Consider the following 17,569-nt stretch of genomic DNA (forward strand, 5'->3'; position numbering starts at 1 on the left):
TCTTTAGTATCATTCAACTTGTTGTTGGTATCCGTGATTTGGTTACCAAAGTCTTGCTTTGTGTCATCCAATTTTTTATTGGTATCTATAATTTGATTACCTAGATCTGTTTTGGTGCTATCAATTTTCTGATCCAAGTTCATAATGTTTTTCGCATTTTGAATGACACGCGTATCAACATTTTTAAGCTGACGTACAGTAACCGCATCAGAATCAGCAGAACCATCTTCAACATTCGTAATACGGCGCTCTTTACCAGCAGAACCAACTGAGATAACACCATTTGACATTGAAGCATCACGATTAGTTAGGAAAGAGCTTCCTGTTGCTTCTGTTGCGATAGCATCTTGTCCTAATGCCACACTATTTTCTGCGTCAACACGGCTACGCGCGCCTAAAGCCACACCACCTACAACCAGTGATTGAGCACCTTGACCTACAGCAACCGCATTTTCTTGATCAGCAATTGCTCCCCCGCCAATCGCCGCTGAATTTTTACCTGTTGCTTTCGCACCACCGCCCACGGCTGCTGCATTTTCATTACTTGCTTCCGCATCTTTACCAATTGCAGCCGCATTATCACCAGTTGCCTGAGCACCACTACCAATCGCAGCTGCACCATTTCCAGTCGCTTTCGCACCTTCACCTGGTTTATTACCTGAACCTATCGCAGTGGCGTTTGTACCTGATGCCAATGAGTTAATCCCCATTGCAGCAGCACCATCACCTGTTGCTTGTGAAACTGCACCAAATGCAGCAGCGCCTTTACCAGATGCATTAGCCATTACGCCGAAAGCTGATGAAGCATCACCTGTTGCTTTTGAAGTCATACCAAATGCAGATGAAAATGCACCAGTAGCTACCGCCTGAGTGCCGACTGCAGTTGAACCATGATTTGCTTCAGTTGTTGGATAACGACCCGCTTTTAATACGCCACCTGTAATATCAGTATAGGTTTTGCTGAGTTCTGCATCTTGTGCAATTTTATCAACATCATCGCCACCAATCGCAACAGAAGAATTACCACGTGCAATAACATCAGCGCCAATTGCAATAGATTGATCACCAATTGCTTTTGTTTGATCACCAATTGCAATTGATTGGTTGCTATATCCTGGACGCAAGCCTGAAGCGCCTTGTGTTGACGCATTACGACCTATTGCAATATCGCCTTGACCAACAGTATTTGAACTTGCACCCATTGAAATAGCACCAGTTCCAGCTGCTTTAGCATTTGCACCAAGTGCAACCGAATTCCAGTCCGTCGCATTCGCTGCACTTCCGATCGCTGTTGCATCACGCCCTGCCGCAGTTGCATTTACTCCAACCGCAATCGCATTGCGCCCTGTCGCACCATCATTTTCAAAGTTACCACCTTGGGTACCACTGTCATTGATACTGACATAATGAGAACGTGCAGCTTTCAATTGCCCCACTGTAGCGGCATCAGAATCAGCAGCACCATCTGCAACATTTTGGATACGACGTTCCGCACCAACACCACCTACTGATAAAACACCCGTTGGCGCTGCTTGCTTTGTTAAAAAGCTTTCACCTGTTGCTTGAGTTGCTTTTGAGTCTTTACCAAGTGCAATACTATTCTCAGCATCTGAACGCGCACCCTTACCAATTGCAACACCACCTTCGTGAGCTGCTTCAGCTTGATCACCAATCACAACGGCATTGTCTTTGTTTGCTTTTGCACCAGTACCAATCGCAACTGACTTTTTCCCCGTAGAAGCTGAAAATGCCCCAATCGCTAATGAATTTTCTTGAGTTGCAACCGCACCGCCACCAAATGCAATCGAGTCTTTACCCGTTGCTTTCGTTGCCATGTTAGGTTGATATGAAGCACCTGCTTGTCCAGCAACAGAACCAGCATTTTCAATATCAGGAGAACCGATTGCAATTGAACGATAGCCTTCAGCCGTTGCTGAGTGACCAATTGCCAAAGAACCTTTACCAGTAGCAGCGGCTACGTTACCAATCGCTTGAGCAAAATCAGCCGTAGCTGCCGACTGACGACCAATCGCAAGAGACGTATTTCCTTTTGACAAAGCTGCCGTACCGATTGCTACACCTGCAATATCAGTCGTAGTGGCATAAGAACCAATCGCTGTACCAAAATTATTTTGAGTGGTCGCGCCAGTGCCTAAACTAATTGAACCACCTTGTTTTTGTGCACCTGCAAATGCACCAGTTGAATTGTTATATGGGTTTTGACGATTTGCGATATTTGAGATACCAGTTCCTTGAGTCTGCGCCCCACAACCAATTGCAATATCTCTGCTACCAGAAGTATTCGCTGTACCCTCACCACATCTGTCTCCAGAAATTGATGTTCCTGAACCTGAGCCGCCTCCAATATTTGTAGCAGCAAATGCAGTAGGAGAAAAACTAATTGCACCAACCAAAACCGCAGCTGATAAATTGAGAATTTTTGTTTTGGTTTTTGTTTTACTTTTTGCAAGTTCAGAAGTTGCAACCCACGCCCCAAGAGAAGCATTCCAAACCACTTTATATACTTTATTCATAAAAATTCTCAGATAATTACTACAGTTATTGATGGTCTAAAAATGCGAAACTGCATTTTTAGTGTCGCCGCTAAAAAAAAGAGCGGCGGATGCTAATCAAACCGAGTAATTTGGTAAAGAATATACAAATGTATATAATTTAAATGTGAGACGCATTTCTCATATGTCAAAAATAAATAAAAATACAAATAATTGATTTAAATTGATAAAAAACCAAAATGTTTCAAATTGTTTTCTTTTGTTTTTATTTCATGAATGACACAATAAATAGAACAATAACTCTAATAAATTAATAATTTTTATATATAAAACAGATCATTAAATAAACCAAATGGTAAAAAATTTTAACAATGCATCACAATAATCAAGTTGAATATCAATCATCAAAATCATCATTTTGTTTTCAATATTTTGGAACAAATCGAGTATGATTTAGGTGAGTAAATGATGTTTGAACCCGTATGAACAGCAGTTTAAAATTACTAAGAAAACAACTTCGCTTAAAAAGAAAACTAATTAGCCCTGTTCAACATAAACAAATCGAACAACAAGTATTAAATCAATTGAGATACTGTCCTCAATTTAAATCATCTAAAAAAATCGGATTGTATTTACACGCTTTCGGTGAAGTACATACACGAAAAATAATTGAGCTCTGCTTTAAACAAAAGAAGCAAGTATATTTACCGATGATTTGCTCGATGAACCAAAACCTTGTTTGGGTAAAAATCAGTGCAAATCAATATCTCAATAAGCGTTTCTCTCATCATCCGCTTGGTATGAAAGAGCCTATGGCAACGCGTGGACAACATGTATCTAAATTAGATTTACTAGTGATGCCATTATTAGCGTGTGATCATTTCGGAACAAGAGTCGGTATGGGAGGTGGCTTTTATGATCGTACTTTGGTAACAGCACCACATCAGCCTTTTCGATTGGGTCTCGCGCATTCATTTCAATATATAAATGAACCTTTATTTAGACAGAAATGGGATCAGCCGCTAAATGCCTTACTGACTCCTGAAAAAATTTATTACTTCAAGTCTTAGTCTCTAATTTCTATGAATTTGTAGGCGAAAGTCGACCAATTTAGTCTTTTTTTTATAATTTCTCTTGTAAAACCCTTGTAATTTTTGAAATGCACATCACTATAAAAAACATGGCAACACCGTTGTCACTCATTAGGAGTGCCCATGTCTGAATATATTATGAATAATGAAACAAGCTTAGAGCCGCAGGTTCCAAGTGTATTACCACTATTAGCGTTACGTGATGTTGTGGTGTATCCACACATGCAAATCGCGCTATTCGTGGGTCGTGAAAAATCGATCAATGCAGTGGATGTGGCTCGTAACAGTGACAATTTAGTATTTGTAGTTGCGCAAAAAGATTCGCTTACAGAAGAAATTGATCACGATAATCTCTATCAATATGGAACCGTGGCTAAAATCGTACAAGTTGTGAATCATGAAAATGATGAAAACTGTATTAAAGTGCTGATCGAAGGCTTACACCGTTCTAAGTTAGAGCGCATTATCGATGGCGAAGAATATCTGACAGCAGAGCATCATTTAAGCCCAATGAATGTTCCATTGGATAAAGAAGCACAAGAGACTCGCTTAAATGAATTACGTACTCTATTTGCTCAATATGCAGAAGCAAAATTACGTAATGCGCGTGAACTTGTTGCAGCTGCAAATAAAATCGAAGACTTATTACAACTTATGTTCTTCGTGGCGACTCGTGTGCCTTTAAATATTGAAGTGAAACAAAAGTTTTTAGAACACGACGAATTTGAAGCTCATCTACAAGAGTTGATGAATTATTTGATGAATCAATCTGCTGAACAGCAAATTGAACAAACGTTACATGACAGCGTAAAACGTCAAATGGAAAAGAACCAACGTGAATACTTTCTAAATGAGAAAATGAAAGTCATTCAACGTGAACTTTCCGATATGAATGGCGGCGCTGAGGATGATGTAGCTGAGATTGAAAAACGTCTTGCAGAAGCTGATCTCCCTGAGCATGTACGCAAAAAAGCTGATGCTGAATTCCGTAAGCTCAAAGCGATGCAACCGGCTTCAAGTGAAGCCGCTGTTGTTCGCAACTATTTAGAAGTCATTCTAGATACTCCTTGGAATAAGGCGAGCAAAGTCAGTATCAACTTGGCGAAAGCTCAAGAAATTCTAGATACGGATCATTACGGCTTAGATGACGTTAAAGATCGTATTGTTGAATATCTTGCAGTTCAGTCTCGCGTGAAGAAACTGAAAGGTCCTATCCTTTGCTTAGTTGGTCCTCCAGGCGTGGGTAAAACATCACTTGGTGAGTCAGTTGCCAAAGCAACAGGCCGTGAGTTTGTTCGTATGGCACTTGGTGGTGTCCGTGATGAAGCTGAAATCCGTGGTCATCGTCGTACCTATATCGGTGCGATGCCGGGTAAAATTGTGCAATCTTTGACAAAAGTTGGTGTAAAGAACCCACTGTTCTTACTCGATGAAATCGACAAGATGGCGCAAGACTACCGTGGTGATCCTGCTTCTGCATTACTTGAAGTGCTCGATCCATCACAGAACAATAAATTCAATGATCACTATTTAGACCTTGATCTTGATCTGTCAGAAGTGATGTTCATCTGTACTGCAAACAGTATGAATATTCCTGAAGCTTTATTGGACCGTATGGAAGTGATTCGTCTACCGGGTTATACCGAAGATGAAAAAGTAAATATTGCTGAGCGCTATCTTGTTCCAAAAGCAATCAAGAATAATGGTCTACGTGCCAAAGAATTGACTGTTCATGAAGAAGCAATTCGTGACATCGTACAACGTTATACACGCGAAGCAGGTGTTCGTAGCCTAGAGCGTGAAGTATCGAAAATTGCACGTAAAGTAGTTAAAGAAGCGGTGAGCAAGAAGTCTAAAAACTTACAAATTGATGTGACTTCTGCAAATCTTCCTGAATACCTAGGTCCACACAAGTTTGACTTTGGTATGGCAGAAGATGAAGCACAAGTTGGTCGTGTAAATGGTTTAGCTTGGACTTCGGTCGGTGGTGAATTACTTACGATTGAAGTTGCTGCGGTAAAAGGTAAAGGTAAATTCATTACGACGGGTTCGCTCGGTGATGTAATGAAAGAATCAATTACTGCTGCAATGACTGTGGTACGTACCCGCGCTGATGATCTAGGTATCGAGGCTTCTCGTTTTGATGAGACCGATGTACATGTGCATTTACCTGAAGGTGCGACACCAAAAGATGGTCCATCTGCTGGTTTAGCTCTGACCACTGCCCTTGTATCAGCATTTACTGGCATTCCAATTCGTCCAGATATTGCAATGACAGGTGAAACAAGTCTTGGCGGTCGTGCAATGCGTATCGGTGGCTTAAAAGAGAAACTTCTTGCAGCACACCGTGGTGGCATTAAGCTCGTATTTATCCCGCAAGATAACGTACGTGATTTGGCTGAAATTCCTGACAATGTCAAAGAAGGCTTAGAAATCAAAGCTGTGAAGAGCATTGATGAAATCTTACCTTTAGCATTAACAGACACGCCAAAGCCTTTGCCAAAAACACCTATTGTAAAACCAGTAGAAGATGCAAAAGCAGCGCGTCACTAAAAATAAGTACCATAAAAAAAAGAGAGCTTAGGCTCTCTTTTTTTGTTACATAATCAGGTTGAAAAATGATCAATTTATTGCATAATAAAATAGAGTCAATAAAAAGAAAGGCTAAATTCTGACTCTTAAACTAATTTTAGTGTTATCTGAACTCCAGACGGATAACACTTTAATCGCAGCTCATACACATTTTGAGCTGCGTTTTTTATGTAGAAGCATAAACCATCATTCTGAAGTTTTTATGACAAGTAAACATTCAATTAAACCGCCATGTAATAAGTTGAATGTTTATAATGTCTCTATATTTTCCACATTACTTTTTTTATGAAAATTCGAATTCTCACCATTGGTCAAAAAATGCCTGCATGGGTACTTACTGGATTTGAAGATTACTTCAAACGTATCCAACCTTTTGTACAAACACAGGTCATTGAATTGCCGATGGCTAAACGAGGTAAAAATGATTCTGAAGCAGATATTTTAAAATACTGCCAAATCGAAGGTGAAAGTATCTTAAATGCACTGAAACCTAATGAAACACTCATTGCACTTGAAGTCGGTGGACGCGAGCTGAGTACGGAAAAACTCGCCGACACCATGAAACAATGGATGCTTGAAGGCAATGACGTTGCGCTTGCAATCGGCGGACCTGATGGTCATTCAGAGGCCGTTCGTAAAGCTGCGGCTTGGCATTGGTCTTTATCAAAACTAACCATGCCTCACCCAATGGTGCGTATTTTATTGATTGAGCAACTTTATCGGGCAATGAGTATTAACCATAATCACCCTTATCACCGTGCATGACTTAAGCAAAATTGTTCTGATTATAGAACAATCTGTTGAAGTTTAACGGCTGTCATTCACCCGCTGATTTTGTCACGATAGTGATGTAATTCCAATCAGGTGCTTATTTATGAATTTCCAGACTTTACCCGGATTATTTATTTCTCATGGTTCACCCATGCTTGCACTTGATCCAGAACAAGTAGGTCCTGCTTTATATCGCTTAAGCATCAACCTACCAAAACCTCAAGCCATTATTGTGATGTCAGCGCATTGGGAAAGTCAGGCATTGGAAGTCAGTACTTCTTCCAGACCACAAACGTGGCATGATTTCCGTGGCTTCCCACCTGAGTTATATGAAATTCGTTATCCTGCGGCTGGTTCACCGACTTTGGCAGAAGAAATACTGAGTTTATTTGCTGATGCTGGTATTGCTGCACATGCTAACAGCACACGACCACGCGATCATGGTGTATGGATGCCATTACTGCATATGTACCCTGATGCAGATATTCCTGTCATTGAAATCTCTCTTCCAATCAAAATGACGGCAGACGAGATTTACAAAATTGGGCAAGTATTATCACCATTAAGAGAACAACAAATTCTATTAATTGGTTCAGGCAGTATCACACACAACTTAGCAGAACTCTCATGGCATGCAGATGCAGACGTTCCTTTTTGGGCAAGTAATTTCCGTAATACTGTGGTGAGTAAACTCAGCCATCAAGATTATGATGCAGTACTTAATTGGCCAGAGCTGCCCTATGTTCAACGCAATCATCCAACGCTTGAACACTTTGCGCCATTGTTCTTTGCTATGGGGACAGGTGTTCGATTTAGTATTGTACATAGCAGCTTTTCGATGGGTTCTTTGGGTATGGATATTTATCGTTTCGATTAAATTGAGTATTTTATCAACCAATCTAAACTAGGTTTGCTTTAAATAGAGCAAACCTACAAATCTCCTTTATTTATCTTAAACTTACAAATAAATACATTTAACACACTTAATCCATAAATGGATTGCATTTTCTTTTTTTAAGAATGATTTAAGCTTATTACTGTTTATTTTTAACTGTTGTTTTTTAAATATGAAAATTAAATATTTAGTTCTCGCTTTGCTTCCGCTTTCATTAATGGCTTGTCAAACAGTACAAAACGTTAGTGATAACGTAATTAATCAAATTAACACGAATGCTGCGAAAAACTTAACTGAATATAATTGGACATATCAAGGTTCTAAAGCATCTAAACCTTTAGTGCTATCTTTTAGCCAAGATCAAAAACTTTCAATCCAAACTGGCTGTAATAATCAAGGTGGTACGTGGAAAGTTGAAGGCAACAGCATTGTTGTTTCGCCACTTGTATCGACAATGATGGCTTGTGCAGATGACTTAATGCAACAAGAACGCTTATCTTCTGATATTTTCAGCGAGAAAAAAGTACCATTTGCAATCAGCACTTTAAATGGTGAAGCGATCTTGACTGTAACTGATAGTAAAGGTCAAAAACACGTATTTGCAGGTACTAAAGTGGAAAGTAATAACGTATTAACAAATTACACTTGGTCATATCAGCCAGCTGAGACAAAACGTCCAATCGTATTGAGTTTCTTGGCAAATGACCGTCTCTCTGTAGATACAGGTTGTAACCGCCTTAATACCTCTTGGAAAGTTGAAAATGGTCAAATCATTACTGGTGATGGTGCATCAACATTAATGGCATGTGATCCTGCATTAATGAAACAAGAGCAATTTGCTGGTGAATTATTAACAAAAGGAAAAATTCCTTTCGAAGTGAATACAACTGATTTACACGCACCAAGCTTGGCACTGACGGATGCAAAAGGTCAAAAATATACTTTTGTTGGTAAAATGACCCCTGAAACAAAATACCAATCTGAAGGTAAAACTGTTTTCTTGGAAATCGCACCAGAAACTAAATCATGTGTAGGTGTTGCTCCACAAACTTGTATGCAAGTACGTGAAGTAAAATATGATGACAAAGGCATCAAAACTTATGCAGATAAAAACTGGTCATTGTATTACGGCCAAATCGAAGGTTTTGAGCACAATCCAAATCAACGTGTAATCGTTCGTGTTAAACGTTTTGATATTAAAAATCCTGCTGCTGATCAATCTAGCATTGCAGATGTATTAGATATGGTTGTTGAACAAGAAATTGTGAAAAAACCATAATCGTATTCTAGTAATAAAAAATCCGATGCTTTAGCATCGGATTTTTTATGGAAAGCCTTATTTATTAAACAGGGTTTTAGAGGGGGACTTAATAAATGCCCTGCCCCAGTATCGCATCTGCAACTTTAACAAAACCAGCAATGTTCGCACCATCAACATAATTGATTGTGCCATCTTCTTGCGTACCATACTTGACACAGTTTCGATGAATCTCTTTCATAATCGCATGTAAACGCTCATCGACCTGCTCGAAAGACCAACCTAAGCGATTCGCATTTTGGGACATCTCTAAACCAGATGTCGCGACACCGCCTGCATTTGATGCTTTACCTGGTGCATATAAAATCTTCGCCTCAACGAATTTTTCAACGGCTTCAAGTGTAGATGGCATGTTTGCTCCTTCAGCTACGCAGATCACACCATTAGCAAGTAATGCTGCTGCATCCTCACCATTTAATTCATTCTGAGTGGCACATGGCAAAGCAATATCAACAGGAATATGCCACGGTGTTTGTCCTTCGAAATATTCAAATCCGTGTTTCGAAGCAAACTCTGAAATACGTCCACGTTTGACATTTTTCAGCTCCATCACCTCATCTAAAAGTTCTTTACTGAAGCCATTTTTCAAATACACAGTACCATTTGAGTCAGAGAGAGTCACAACTTTTGCACCGAGGAACATCGCTTTTTCTGCTGCGAACTGCGCCACATTTCCTGAGCCAGAAACTGAAACTATTTTACCTACGAAATTATCACCACGCGTTTTCAACATTTCTTCAGCGAAATAAACCGTACCATAACCCGTTGCTTCAGGACGAGCGAGAGAACCACCAAATGAAATACCTTTACCTGTAAACACACACGAAGTGTCATTGCTTAGTTTTTTCATCATGCCCGTCATATAACCGACTTCGCGTCCACCAACACCAATATCTCCTGCTGGAATATCCGTATTTGAACCCAAATGACGATATAACTCGAACATCAATGCTTGGCAAAAACGCATGATCTCAGCTTCAGACTTACCCTTTGGATCAAAGTCAGAACCGCCTTTACCACCACCCATAGGCAAAGTAGTTAACGCATTTTTAAAGGTTTGCTCAAAACCTAAAAATTTTAAAATTGATAAATTCACAGATGGATGAAAACGCATACCACCTTTATATGGGCCAATTGCTGAGTTATATTGCACGCGGAATCCACGATTGACATGCACTTGCCCTCGATCATCCATCCAAGATACACGGAACTGAATCACTCGTTCGGGTTCAATCAGTCGTTCTAAAAGACCATGTTCAGCATATTTTGGATTTTTCTGTATAAATGGCCACAAGCTTGTCATTACTTCTTCAACAGCTTGTAGAAACTCAGGTTGATGTGGATCTCTTGCTTCAACATAAGCTAAGAAGTCACTTAAATTGCTGTATTTCAACACTCACCCCCGACACAATGATTCATTATGGTGCTAAAAATGCACCAAAAAGAATATCTCACAAATTAGAGATACTTTGCTATTAGGTATGAGTATAGTTTTTCTAATTTTTAAAATTTATTTATATTTATCAACAAAATATTTAAATAAATATTCATTATTTATATTATAAATACCAAATTAAAAACTATAAAATTCAAATAAAATTATTAAATAGCACCAAAAACAACCAAAAATGGCACTATTATTAATCAAAAAAGAATGAATGAATGACAATTCTAGGCTCAATAGCTTGAGGAGTTTTGCCTAGCATTTTCAAAACAATGTCTCTGTTTTTAATTACGTCTCACTTTAGCTTTCAAAAGGCTGTCCAAACAATACAACCAATAAACACAGGATTCCAACGCACAGTGAAAACACAAACTTAGCTTTAGCTATTCGGAAATGTACCCACATTGAACTCAAACATTGAAAAAAGTAATACAGTGCAAAACCTTTAGATGCAAAGCTAATAATTTCAAAAATATCGAATGACCAAACTAAAACAATGCACGCGGCAGCAATGAAAACATAAGCAACTTTTACAGATACTCTTTGTTGCGAGACTTCATTAACTAGCCCCCCCATTTCCAGCAAAATCTGCTAATGCAGCACTGAGTTGACTCGTTACCGCAGCAATAAATAGGAAAATAGGTGCACCCCAAAACACATACTTTGCAATATCAATCACAGATGTATCTGAGATTTCGCCACTAAGCGGATGTAATTGAAAAACCAGACTAAACAATAGAATGAAAATGATATAAATGCCTGTACTCAATAATTGAGCATTGCACATACTTTTCACTCTAATTTCTGCTGAATACTCTTTTCCTAAATAACGACTGGTTTCAAAGCCCTGAATCATAATGAGTAAGCCCATAATGATTGGAATATGCTTCATATCAAAGCTAGAAGGTACATGACTGGGAGCTTGATGATCTAAATTGAAAAACAACAAAGCACACAGAAAAACAGTAATGATGCTCAACTTAATATTTACAGCAAAGATCTCAATTTTTTCGAGTATTTTAAATCCTCGGAAATAACCAAAGAATGCCATTAATAGTAGAACCACTGTCGTGATGATCTGTGTTGTTCCTGAAAATTGAATGGAAAAAATTCTGACAATAAATGATGAAAACAAATACAAATAATAGGTGACTGAAAGTACATACGCTGCGGTTAACGCAATGTCGCTTAAACGCTCAATCTGCAATAAATGACGATCTTGTTGAGCAGCCAAGTTAGGTTCAACGTGCTGAATATTCCAACGAATAATTTGACCAATTGAGTACGCAAATACGCATAAAGTCACCATCACATAAATCGCATAATGACCACTTAAATCATTCAATAAAGGTGCTGCGATCAGAAAACCACTACCAATGATTGATGCCAATGGCGTTACTGTTGCACGCCACACAGGTTTATTTCTTATTTTTGGATGAGACAACACCCATACTATAAGTATGGCTAATACACCCCAAATTATTGTTACGATTGGCATAAAAATACGCTTTACGACACTTTAATATTATTCAACTCCATTCTAATCAAGAAATCTTAAAGCTGTATAGAAATCAAATCTAATCAACTGAGAAAGTTATCTTGACCCTATGCTGTTTTTTCTTCATCATCGCTGTCGTTTTAACAAGTTGTTGGTTCTATGGACGCCTCTATCGCACTCATTCGTGAAATTGATGCATTACTTCCGCAAACACAATGTGGTTTGTGCGGGCACCGTGATGGATGCTTGCCGTATGCAAAATCGATTGCTGAAGGCGAGGAAGCGAATAAATGTGTTCCGGGTGGACAACCTGTGGCTGACGCATTGGCAACACTTTTAAAACGCCCTGTATTGATCGCTGAACCAAGTGTTTGGGATATTCAATCAGATGGACGTCCGCAGCAAATGAAAGCGGTAATCCGTGAAGATGAATGCATTGGCTGTACTAAATGTATTAGTGCCTGCCCTGTTGATGCAATTATTGGCAGTGGTAAGCTCATGCATACCATTTTAACCGACCTGTGCACAGGTTGTGAGCTTTGTATTCCACCATGTCCTGTTGACTGTATTGATCTAGTTGAGGATACAGCTCCAGTTGCTAACGACGAGCAGCGGATCAAAGTACAAGATGATCTCAGACATCGCTACTATGCACATATTCAACGTGAAGAAAAATATCGAATTCATCGTAAAGGCCCGATTGTACGTGCTGAAATTGATGCTGCATTTTTTGCGAAATTCTCCCAAGAACTCAATAATGTCCCAGCAATTACCTTGACTGAAAAAGTTGCTGAATCGCCTGCTTTGGATGCAAAGACCACGATTGAGTTAGCAAAACTACGTACACAGATCAAAAAGTTGGAAAAGCAGCTCAGCTTACGTGCAGATGAGAAAAAACAGCTGCAACTAAGTGAATTACAACAACGCTTAAACGAATTGCTGGAGGGTTAACATGTCAACTAAAAATATGACCAAAAAGCAAATTCAAATCTTTTTTGAACGGTTGCGTGAACAACGACCAAATCCTCAAACAGAATTAAACTACACATCTCCATTTGAATTACTCATCGCAGTGATGCTTTCTGCTCAGGCAACAGATGTCAGTGTTAATAAAGCCACAGACAAACTTTATCCAATTGCCAATACAGCACAAAGTATTCTCAATTTGGGTGTAGATGGCTTAAAAGAATATATAAAAACCATTGGTTTATATAACTCCAAAGCGGAAAATGTGATTAAGACTTGCCGTATCTTGGTTGAACAGTATCAAGGACAAGTGCCTGAAACACGTAAAGAACTTGAAGCATTGCCGGGTGTGGGGCGAAAAACTGCCAATGTTGTGCTCAATACTGCATTTGGCCAGCCGACCATGGCAGTGGATACGCATATTTTCCGTGTTGGTAATCGCACAGGTTTAGCAGTAGGAAAAAATGTTCTCGAAGTTGAACATCGTTTAGTTAAAGTGATTCCCAAAGAATTTATTATTGATTCACATCATTGGCTAATCTTGCATGGACGCTATTGCTGTATCGCACGTAAACCAAAATGTGGCGAATGTATTGTCTCAGATGTCTGTAATTGGCCAGATCGTTTTGAGTTTGGTGCGGCTAAAATGATTAAAACAAAAAACCTCAGTTAGTCCTGAGGTTTTTTTTGCTGTTGTAACTTAGGATGGAGTTGGCGAGCTTTACCATACTTCTTATTTTCTAATACTTGCTGTTTTTGCACATGACGCAGCATTTTTTGGCTTTGGTATAATAAAAATAACAGCAAAATCAAGCTTAAAATTACCGTTACGATCAATACGATTTTTAACACATCCACATCCTCAATTTACCACAACATTTGGCGCCATCAATGATTTGACCACCGCCCAAACGAGCATTATGACAGATTTTCTTGCTGTGTTGCGTACCATGCATGTACATCACGCTTCTCAATCGCAGTCGCCATCAACTCAGGAAATTGATCAGGCGTACAAGCAAAAGTTGGAATGCCCATATCCGCAAAAATCTGTGCATGTTGCGTGTCATACCACGGCGCGCCATCATCTGACAATGCCAACAGCGCAATCACTTGCACGCCACTCTCGAGCATTTCTGCCACCTGTTTTAACATTTGCTTGGCATCTCCGCCTTCACACAAGTCACTAATCAGAATAAAAATCGTATCTTCTGGACGAGTAATCTTGCCACGACAATATTTAATCGCTTTGGCAATATCAGTACCGCCACCCAATTGTGTACCAAACAGCACATCCACAGGATCTTCCAACAACGGGGTTAGATCAGCAATTTCGGTATCAAACACAATCATTTGAGTATTGACTGCCCGAATGCTTGCCATCACTGCTGCAAAGACACTGGAATAAATGACCGAGGGTGCCATTGAACCACTTTGGTCGACACAGAGGACTATATCTTTCAAAGCAGTTTGTTGGCGTGGATGGCCATATAACTCATGCGGAATAATGGTCTGAAATTCTTCTTGCCAATGTTTAAGATTGGCTTGAATGGTACGCTGCCAATTAATATCTTGTACGCGCTTCGGACGACGCGTATGCGCTGAACGATTGATGCTGCCGCGTATCGCTTGTTGTAAGGGTTGTTTTAATCGATTTTCCAACTCCTCCACCAATTGCCGTACCACAATACGGGCAGTTTCTTTGGTTTTTTCTGGCATCAAATGATTCAACGAAATCAGCGTTGAGACCAAACTGATATCCACTTCAACACTTGCCAATAACTCTGGTTCTAACAGCATTTGCTGTAAATTCAAACGTTCCAATGCATCTTTTTGAATGACTTTGACCACAGAGGATGGAAAGTATTGCCGAATATCCCCCAGCCATTGCGCCACTTTGGGACTGGAGCGCCCTAAGCCACCACGCTGAGTCGCTTGCTCTGCTTGATAAAGTTGATTCAAACAGGCTTGCATTTGACTGTCTTGTTCCGACCAACCGACGGGCTGCTGATTGGCATTAGGCACTTGCCCCAAAATTAAACGCCAACGGCGTTCTTGTTCCGCAATATCGGTGGCTAATTCATGATTCATGTCCATTTAACTCTCCACCGCAACAGGCTGTAAATACGCATAAATTTCATCTAAAACCGCTTGTGCACGCGCTACATCCAATGCTGTGGTTTGCGCGACGTGTTCCACCTGTTTCTGTGCCACTTTTTGCACCAGTTGCTGTGCCTCAGCAGGGCTAAAACTGGCTGCCGTTCTGGCTAAAATTGGCAATAATTCAATAAATTGTGATTCTTCTAGTCCAGCCACCCATTGATGTACAATCATCCACAAACTAGGTTCATGAATCAGTAACAGGGCTTGATGCGTTAAAAAGCCTTCAAACCATGCTGCACTGTAATCTGCTGTTTGTCCGACTGACAGCGCACGAGACAAATAGGCTTGGGTTTGTGGGATATCCAACACCTGTTGCTGACGCGCTAAACGTACACAATAGCCATGTAAATAGCCTTGCATCTGCTCTTGTTGCAACAATTTCTGCAAGGTCTCTTGCCATAGCTGTAGCAGTTCATCTTGTTGCAATTGTCCTAACAGCTCATATAAGCTTTGCAGTTGTTGTGCAAACTGTTGTGCGGATTCTGCATTGAGTTGTAGGCAGTAACTCGGCAAACTCAGCATCAAACGAATGGCTAAATGCTCGACCACTTGCTGCAAATGCACTGTGGATAACTGGCGCACGCTACCATAACGTAATGCCGTAATCAGCGGTTTGAGCGTCGCCAAAATCACACTCGGGTCTTGATGCTGCGTGGATAGTTCATCTAACTTGGTTAAGGCAACATCTAAACTTTGATCCAAACCTGACAATAAAATGTGCTCAATCCAACGTGCCACTTGCGCGACATCATCCGATTGTCTGAGTTGATGTTCGACATAGTTTTGACTGGCAAGCTCAATACTATTGCCCCACAATGACATTTCGTTCAAATACAAACTGCTTTCAGGTTGCCAAGACAATTGCCAGACCTCTTTAAAACTGCCCTGACCTGAACCTGTGCCTGCCAAATCTGCCCAAGCCACCCCCAACAAGGTCACACAATGTAAAAATTGACTTTTTTCCAAATCAAAAGCATTGCGCAAATCTAAAGTAATTTCACGATGTGGTGCTTCTAGCTTCAAACGAAAGTGCTTCACCTGCTGCAAAAAATCCTTCTGGATCGGCAATTCAATCAAAGCTTCAGGCACTTGACCTAGTTTCTCATCTTGCAACAGTTTATTAAGTACAGGTTGTGGAATCTCTAAACCATGATTCAGTACCGTTTGAATCACTTCAAACAAATCTTCTAAATCAGGAATACACCGCCCACGCAGTTGCAATAAAGATTGAATCAATTGCACCGCATCAATAATCTGTGCACTTGAGGCATCCTGCCCTGCTTGACGCAAGGCATGAGCAAACTGACTGAGCCAATCAATACTGATTTTTTCTGCATCGACCTGCCCATCAACTGCCTGCTGATAATGCTTCCATAAATGTGCATACCAACCGACGGCCTGAACCCCTGCGCCATAACCACTGTCCCGACTTAATCGCCCGTGTGTCCATGCAATCCACGCAGATTCGATTTTGGTTTTCGGCAAACCTTTTAGTAATTCTGTATCATCCTTTCGTGTCGCTTTTAAATCATTCAAAACAGGTGCATGCCATGCGCCACAAATCACCACAATATTTTCATAGCCTTGCTTTTCGGCTTGGCGAATAATTTTGCGCATATAGGCTTCACGATACTGCTCGATTCTTGTTGCGGTATCTTGCTCTACTGGGAATTGCTCAGTTTGTTCCGTGATATAGTTACGTAATGCTGCCATGGCATCGTTAATGGCGACAAACATTTGACCTGCATGCGGTTGCTGTTCAACCAAATGTTCCCAAAAACGCTCACTGTCTTGATAACCTGCTTGTTGTGCCAATAATTGAATCGGATCATGGCGAATGGCGAACACATTCGGCAATGCATTCTCTGCGACATCAGGTTCAATTTCCTCATCATCTTCCGTGCAGTCATCACCTTCATTTTGCTGGGCATCTAAACCCTGTTGAATTTCAGCTTGCCACTGTTGTTGCAAAGCAAAACTATGCTGCAAAGGCAAATCCATAAATTCTACCGCGACTTGCTGCTGCACGGCGTATTGCAAGGCTTGCCACTCAGGCGAAAATTCAGCAAAAGGATAAAACACCGCCTGTGACCGTACTTCTTTCTGTGCTGGGGTATTCAACAACAACGCCACAGGCGGACGAAAATCGGCATGATGTAACTGTTCAATCAAGGCATTGGCATCAGGTGGCCCTTCAATCAAAATACAATCAGGTTTGATCTGTGCCATAGCATTACAGACACTACGGGCTGAACCTGGCCCATGATGTCGAATCCCCAAAATGTGCAGCATGATATGATCCTTATTTTAATCAAGCCTTT

At 40.3% G+C, this 17,569-nt stretch carries 13 protein-coding genes; 7 read left to right on the forward strand and 6 right to left on the reverse strand.

Annotated elements, in window-relative coordinates; genetic code table 11:
* Nucleotides 1-2,534, reverse strand: a 2,534-nt coding sequence (locus tag F959_RS12935; protein ID WP_004880859.1) for an ESPR-type extended signal peptide-containing protein, incomplete at its 3' end; no start/stop codon positions are given.
* Between the two features lie 461 nt (nt 2,535-2,995).
* Between F959_RS12935 and F959_RS12940 the strand changes: the two genes are divergently transcribed.
* The 5 genes from F959_RS12940 (at nt 2,996) to F959_RS12960 (ending at nt 9,141) form a co-directional block, all read left to right on the forward strand.
* Nucleotides 2,996-3,583, forward strand: a complete 588-nt coding sequence (locus F959_RS12940) for a 5-formyltetrahydrofolate cyclo-ligase (protein WP_004880860.1) — start codon at nt 2,996-2,998, stop codon at nt 3,581-3,583.
* Nucleotides 3,584-3,727: 144 nt separating this feature from the next.
* Nucleotides 3,728-6,157: an endopeptidase La gene (lon, locus tag F959_RS12945; protein ID WP_004880862.1), complete on the forward strand. Its 2,430-nt coding sequence runs from the start codon at nt 3,728-3,730 to the stop codon at nt 6,155-6,157.
* Between the two features lie 324 nt (nt 6,158-6,481).
* The gene (rlmH, locus tag F959_RS12950) at nt 6,482-6,961 is read left to right on the forward strand and encodes a 23S rRNA (pseudouridine(1915)-N(3))-methyltransferase RlmH (RefSeq protein WP_004880864.1); all 480 of its coding nucleotides are present in this window, start codon (nt 6,482-6,484) and stop codon (nt 6,959-6,961) included.
* 109 nt (nt 6,962-7,070) lie between these two features.
* Entirely contained in the window at nt 7,071-7,844 is a 774-nt protein-coding gene (locus tag F959_RS12955; protein WP_004880866.1) for a DODA-type extradiol aromatic ring-opening family dioxygenase, read from the forward strand.
* A 190-nt stretch (nt 7,845-8,034) separates the two neighbouring features.
* The gene (locus F959_RS12960; protein ID WP_004880867.1) at nt 8,035-9,141 is read left to right on the forward strand and encodes an META and DUF4377 domain-containing protein; all 1,107 of its coding nucleotides are present in this window, start codon (nt 8,035-8,037) and stop codon (nt 9,139-9,141) included.
* A gap of 88 nt (nt 9,142-9,229) precedes the next feature.
* On the opposite strand, the gene gdhA is transcribed toward F959_RS12960, so the two are convergent.
* Both gdhA and F959_RS12970 read right to left on the reverse strand, forming a co-directional pair.
* On the reverse strand, nt 9,230-10,576 hold the full coding sequence (gdhA, locus tag F959_RS12965; protein ID WP_004880869.1) for an NADP-specific glutamate dehydrogenase: 1,347 nt from the start codon (nt 10,574-10,576) through the stop codon (nt 9,230-9,232).
* A gap of 607 nt (nt 10,577-11,183) precedes the next feature.
* Nucleotides 11,184-12,122: an APC family permease gene (locus F959_RS12970; protein ID WP_004880873.1), complete on the reverse strand. Its 939-nt coding sequence runs from the start codon at nt 12,120-12,122 to the stop codon at nt 11,184-11,186.
* Between the two features lie 159 nt (nt 12,123-12,281).
* On the opposite strand from F959_RS12970, the gene F959_RS12975 reads away from it, so the two are divergent.
* Nucleotides 12,282-13,073: an RnfABCDGE type electron transport complex subunit B gene (locus F959_RS12975; RefSeq protein ID WP_004880876.1), complete on the forward strand. Its 792-nt coding sequence runs from the start codon at nt 12,282-12,284 to the stop codon at nt 13,071-13,073.
* A 1-nt stretch (nt 13,074) separates the two neighbouring features.
* On the forward strand, nt 13,075-13,761 hold the full coding sequence (gene nth / locus F959_RS12980; protein WP_004880878.1) for an endonuclease III: 687 nt from the start codon (nt 13,075-13,077) through the stop codon (nt 13,759-13,761).
* Here nth and F959_RS12985 read toward each other — a convergent pair.
* From F959_RS12985 to F959_RS12995, 3 genes are all read right to left on the reverse strand, one after another.
* Nucleotides 13,758-13,940 (reverse strand): hypothetical protein, encoded by a 183-nt coding sequence (locus F959_RS12985; protein WP_004880881.1) that lies wholly within the window; start codon nt 13,938-13,940, stop codon nt 13,758-13,760. The two genes, nth and F959_RS12985, sit on opposite strands and share 4 nt — an antisense overlap.
* A 66-nt stretch (nt 13,941-14,006) precedes the next feature.
* Nucleotides 14,007-15,182 carry a VWA domain-containing protein gene (locus F959_RS12990; protein WP_004880883.1) on the reverse strand — a complete coding sequence of 392 codons (1,176 nt, stop codon included), beginning with the start codon at nt 15,180-15,182 and terminating at the stop codon, nt 14,007-14,009.
* Nucleotides 15,183-17,540, reverse strand: a complete 2,358-nt coding sequence (locus tag F959_RS12995) for a DUF5682 family protein (protein WP_004880885.1) — start codon at nt 17,538-17,540, stop codon at nt 15,183-15,185. It abuts the gene before it with no gap.
* Nucleotides 17,541-17,569: the final 29 nt, after the last annotated feature.

It is taken from the genome of Acinetobacter venetianus RAG-1 = CIP 110063 (genome assembly GCF_000368585.1).
In the GTDB taxonomy this organism is placed as follows: Bacteria; Pseudomonadota; Gammaproteobacteria; order Pseudomonadales; family Moraxellaceae; genus Acinetobacter; species Acinetobacter venetianus.

What these genes read in the sequence shown, in the direction of transcription:
- F959_RS12940 (WP_004880860.1), top strand. Translation starts at nt 2,996, where the DNA reads ATGAACAGCAGTTTAAAATTACTAAGAAAACAACTTCGCTTAAAAAGA.
- nth (WP_004880878.1), top strand. Translation starts at nt 13,075, where the DNA reads ATGTCAACTAAAAATATGACCAAAAAGCAAATTCAAATCTTTTTTGAA.
- rlmH (WP_004880864.1), top strand. Translation starts at nt 6,482, where the DNA reads ATGAAAATTCGAATTCTCACCATTGGTCAAAAAATGCCTGCATGGGTA.
- F959_RS12960 (WP_004880867.1), top strand. Translation starts at nt 8,035, where the DNA reads ATGAAAATTAAATATTTAGTTCTCGCTTTGCTTCCGCTTTCATTAATG.
- F959_RS12955 (WP_004880866.1), top strand. Translation starts at nt 7,071, where the DNA reads ATGAATTTCCAGACTTTACCCGGATTATTTATTTCTCATGGTTCACCC.
- lon (WP_004880862.1), top strand. Translation starts at nt 3,728, where the DNA reads ATGTCTGAATATATTATGAATAATGAAACAAGCTTAGAGCCGCAGGTT.
- F959_RS12990 (WP_004880883.1), bottom strand. Translation starts at nt 15,182, where the DNA reads ATGGACATGAATCATGAATTAGCCACCGATATTGCGGAACAAGAACGC.
- F959_RS12970 (WP_004880873.1), bottom strand. Translation starts at nt 12,122, where the DNA reads ATGCCAATCGTAACAATAATTTGGGGTGTATTAGCCATACTTATAGTA.
- F959_RS12995 (WP_004880885.1), bottom strand. Translation starts at nt 17,540, where the DNA reads ATGCTGCACATTTTGGGGATTCGACATCATGGGCCAGGTTCAGCCCGT.
- F959_RS12975 (WP_004880876.1), top strand. Translation starts at nt 12,282, where the DNA reads ATGGACGCCTCTATCGCACTCATTCGTGAAATTGATGCATTACTTCCG.